This window comes from Candidatus Allofontibacter sp., assembly GCF_038145245.1.
Taxonomy (GTDB): domain Bacteria; phylum Pseudomonadota; class Alphaproteobacteria; order Pelagibacterales; family Pelagibacteraceae; genus Fontibacterium.
Genome location: NZ_JAYQPI010000048.1, coordinates 1 through 4,832, shown reverse-complemented (window position 1 = coordinate 4,832; position 4,832 = coordinate 1). Strand labels below are relative to the sequence as shown.

2 protein-coding genes are annotated in these 4,832 nt (G+C 30.5%); both read right to left on the bottom strand.

What is annotated here, in order from left to right; all coding sequences use genetic code 11:
* Positions 1-56: 56 nt before the first annotated feature.
* Positions 57-1,592, bottom strand: a complete 1,536-nt coding sequence (locus AC8IGH_RS05040; protein ID WP_507419627.1) for a 2-oxo acid dehydrogenase subunit E2 — start codon at positions 1,590-1,592, stop codon at positions 57-59.
* Positions 1,593-1,598: 6 nt separating this feature from the next.
* The gene (aceE, locus tag AC8IGH_RS05035) at positions 1,599-4,670 is read right to left on the bottom strand and encodes a pyruvate dehydrogenase (acetyl-transferring), homodimeric type (protein ID WP_507419626.1); all 3,072 of its coding nucleotides are present in this window, start codon (positions 4,668-4,670) and stop codon (positions 1,599-1,601) included.
* Positions 4,671-4,832 lie beyond the last annotated feature (162 nt).

The following is a 4,832-nucleotide window of genomic DNA, read 5'->3' as shown; positions in this document are numbered from 1 at the left end:
TTCAAATATTTTTTTAACAGGATAGTATTTTTCATCGCAATAACCACTTATCATTTTTAAAATGATAAATTGAAAGCAAAATTCTTTCCAAGACTAAGTTTGAGATCTTGACAGAATCTAGCCGCTTCAGCTCCATCAATTATTCTATGATCATAAGAAAGAGAAATTGGCATCATTGCTCTAGCTATAAATTTTCCATCAATAAATATTTGCTTAGTTTCTGTTTTTCCTATTCCAATTATTGCAACTTCTGGACTGTTTATTATTGGTGTAAAGAAACTTCCGCCAATTCCTCCTAAACTTGAAATAGTCATTGAGCCTCCAAAAAATTCTTTTTTATCTATTTTTAGTTCCTTACTCAATTTGCTAATCTTTCTTACCTCATTGCTTAAAGTTAAAAGATCTTTCTGATCAACGTTTCTAATTTTTGGGACCATTAAACCATGAGGGGTATCTACTGCTATTCCAATATGAAAATATTTTTTGAAAATAATATTTTCACCAGTAGGTTCAAGTGAACAATTAAAATTAGGGTATTTTTTCATTCCGTTTACTAAGCCTTTCATAATGAATGCAATAGGAGTTATAGGAATTTTTTCTTTTGTATTAAGATCTGTTAAATTTTTTCTAAAATGTTCCATATCTGTTACATCAATTTCATCAAATTGAGTAACATGAGGTATTTCATTCCATGCTTTAACTAAGTGTGGACCTGATAGTCTTTTAATTCTTGGAATTTTTTGAATATCAATTTCGCCAAATTCTTTATGCTCATAAGGTAGTTTTTCCTCTTTAGTTTCTACTTTTTTTATTACCTCTTCTTTTATTGATTTATTATTTAAATTATCTTTAATGAATTGCTTAATATCTTCTTCAAGAATTCTACCCTTTCTTGCACTTCCTTCAATTAATTGAAGGTTAACTCCCAACTCTCTTGCAAATTTTCTAATTTTTGGGCTTGCGCTTTTTATATTTTGATATTGTTTATTTTCTTCATGGATTTTTTCTACTATTATTGTTTTTTTTATTTCTATGTCCGATGACTGATTAATAATTTCAGCAATAGTTTCTCCAATTTTAACTTCTTGCCCTTTTTTTAATTTAATATTTTTAACGATTCCAGATAGTGGAGAAGGAATTTCATAAGCATTTTCATCATCTTCAATTAGCAAAGTTATTTGGTCGATTTGAATAATTTCATTTTCTTTAATAAGAATTTCAGAAACAATTAATTTTTTCTCTGTTCCTAGTTTTGGAATCTTTAATATAGTTGTATTTTTAGAGGCCGTTTCTTCTTTTTTTATTTCAGTTATTTTATTTTCTATTTTTTGTTCTTGAATAACATTGCCTGAGGATACTTCTATTTCTCCTATTTTATCTCCTTCAGATACTTTATCTCCAACTTTAATTTTAATATTCTTAATTTTTCCTTCAAATTGAGACGGAACTTCAACGCTTGATTTATCACTTTCTAAAGTAATAACTCCTTCATTTTTTTTAATGTTTTGATTTTCTTTTATAAGAATTTCTATGATCTCAACATTTTTAAAATCACCAATATTAGGAACTATTAAATCAACAATTTTAGCCATCTTAAACTACAATTTTGTCGGAATAGGTTTTTTTGGATCAATATTATATTTTTTCATCGTATCCGTGGCTACTTTCGATGCAATCTTTTGTTCTTTTACTAGAGTGCTTAATGTGGAATAAACAATAAATTCTTTATTAACTTCAAAAAATTTTCTTAAATTTTTCCTAGTATCACTTCTTCCAAACCCATCAGTTCCTAGAGTTACATAAGTACCAGGAATATAATTCCTAATTCCTTCGGATAATGTCCTAATATAATCTGTTGCAGCTATAAAAGGACCTGTTCTTTTTTCAAAACATTTTTCTATATAAGTTTTTTCTGGTTTTTTATCAGGATTTAGTAAATTTTTTCTTTCAACTTCTATTGCGTCTTTTCTTAATTCATTAAAACTTGTTACACTCCAAATATCGGAGTCAATCCCAAAGTCAGAACTTAATATTTCTGCTGCTTTTATTACTTCATTTAATATTGCTCCAGATCCAAGTAATTGAACTTTAGTTTTTCCTTTATTATTAATTTCTTTAAATAAATACATTCCTTTTAAAATATCTTCTTTTTTCACACCTTTAGGCATTGCAGGATGTTTATAATTTTCATTTAAAGTTGTTATGTAATAAAAAACGTTCTCTTGTTTTTCATGCATTCTTTTTAGTCCATCCTCAAATATTACTGCCAACTCATAAGAAAAAGTTGGATCATAAGTCACGCAGTTTGGAATAGTGGAGGCCATTATTAAACTATGACCATCTTGGTGCTGTAATCCTTCACCTGCAAGAGTTGTTCTTCCAGATGTTGCTCCAATTAAAAATCCTCTACATTGTGTATCGCCTGCTGCCCAGGCAAAGTCGCCAATTCTTTGAAAACCAAACATTGAATAAAAAAGATAGATAGGAATCATCTCAATATTGTGATTTGAATATGACGTACCAGCAGCTATCCAAGAAGACATAGCACCAGCCTCTGTAATTCCCTCTTCTAATACTTGTCCACTTTTATCTTCACGATAGGAACTTAGCTGTTCAGAATCTACTGGTTCATATTTTTGACCTTCGTGAGCATAAATTCCGATTTTTTGAAAAAATCCTTCCATTCCAAAAGTTCTTGCTTCATCTGGAATTATTGGAACTAGTCTTGAAGAATAATCTTTGTCTCTTAAAATTTTTGTAAGCATATTAACAAGAGCCATAGTGGTAGATAATTCTCTGTCACCAGAAGCTAAATAAGAAGACTCAAAGATTTCAGCAGCAGGAGTCTTTAAAGCCTTTGTTTTTGTTCTTCTTGTTGGAATAAAACCCCCAAGTTGTTTTCTTCTTTCTTTAATATATTGAATTTCTTCTGATTTTTCGTCTGGCTTATAAAACTCTAAATTTTCAACTTGTTTATCTGTAATTGGAATATTAAATCGATCTCTGAAATAATACATATCATTAAGGTCTAATTTTTTTTGTTGATGAGTAGTATTAATACTTTCCCCACTTTTACCCATTCCATAGCCTTTAATAGTCTTTGCTATAATTACTGTAGGTGAGCCTTTATGATTTTGAGCTGCATGATATGCGGCATAAACTTTATGAGGATCATGACCGCCTCTGTTTAGTTTCCAAATATCTTCATCAGTCATATTTGAAACTAATTCTCTTAATTCAGGGTATTTTCCAAAAAAATGACTTCTAACATAAGCCCCTCCTTTTGCTTTGAAGGCTTGATATTCACCATCAACACATTCTTCCATCCTTTTTAGTAATAGACCTGTTTTATCTTTTGCAAGAAGAGGGTCCCAATAAGATCCCCAAATAACTTTAATTACATTCCACCCGGCTCCTCTAAACAAACCCTCCATTTCTTGAATTATTTTTCCGTTACCTCGTACGGGACCATCTAATCTTTGAAGGTTACAATTAATTACAAATACTAAGTTATCTAATTTTTCTCTTGCAGCTAAACTAATTGCTCCTGTAGATTCAGGTTCATCCATTTCTCCGTCTCCTAAGAAAGCCCAAACTTTTCTATTTTGATCTTCTATTAAAGATCTGTTTTGTAAATATTTCATAAATCTTGCCTGATAAATTGCCATGATAGGACCAAGACCCATAGAAACAGTTGGAAACTGCCAATAATTTGGCATTAACCAAGGATGAGGATATGAAGACAGGCCTCCACCATCTACCTCTTGTCTAAAATTTTCTAATTGTTTAGCAGTTATTCTTCCCTCAAGAAAAGATCTTGCATAAATACCAGGAGCACAATGACCTTGAAAATAAATTAAATCTCCTAAATTTTTTTCATTTTGTGCTTTCCAAAAATGGTTAAAGCCTACATCGTATAAAGTTGCTGCAGATGAAAAAGTTGCGATATGACCACCAAGTTCGGGAAGTTTTTTATTAGCACGCACAACCATACATGCAGCATTCCATCTAATTAAAGATCTAATTTTATTTTCTAATACTTGATCCCCAGGAGATTTAGCTTCCATCTCTCTAGGTATAGTATTTATATAAGGAGTTTTTTGATTATAAGGTAGGTTTGAGCCTGAAATATATGCTTGGTTAATCAGCTTGCCTAAAAGATAGTTAGCTCTTTTTGGGCCATCTCTTTCAACAACACTGTTTAAGGACTCAATCCATTCTAAAGTTTCTTGAGGATCTACATCGCCAATGCTGTCTTGATCAGAAGAATAGTTGGTAAATTTTTTATATTCAACTTTTGTTTCAAAACTTTGTTTTGGTTCTTCTATAGTAATTTTTTTATCTGAATCTGTTCTTTTTAAAACTTTCTCAGCTTCTTGAATAATTTTTTCTGTCTCTGGTAGTATAGATTTATCTTGTGTTGTATTTGAAGATGATCCGTTACTCAGAGTTGCTATTAATGATCCTTGTGAAACTTTATCGCCAACTTTTACTTTTATATTAGAAATTTTTCCATCAAAAGGTGATGGCACTTCAACACTAGATTTATCACTTTCTAATGTAAGAATAGGATCATTTTTTTTAATTTGATCACCTTCTTTTACTAGGATTTCTATAATCTCAACGTTTTTGAAATCGCCTATATCAGGCACTTTAATTTCTAAACTCATAGGGGTATTATATTTAAATGTTTTTTATAAAACTATAGTAAGTTTATTTTAATTTATTCAAAAAATACTTAATAAAAACATCAAATTTTGGTGCCCACAGCCGGAATCGAACTGGCCACCTCTTCCTTACCATGGAAGTGCTCTACCAACTAAGCTATGTGG

Excerpts from the sequence above, each read along its gene's own strand:
- aceE (WP_507419626.1), bottom strand. The coding sequence starts at position 4,670 with ATGAGTTTAGAAATTAAAGTGCCTGATATAGGCGATTTCAAAAACGTT.
- AC8IGH_RS05040 (WP_507419627.1), bottom strand. The coding sequence starts at position 1,592 with ATGGCTAAAATTGTTGATTTAATAGTTCCTAATATTGGTGATTTTAAA.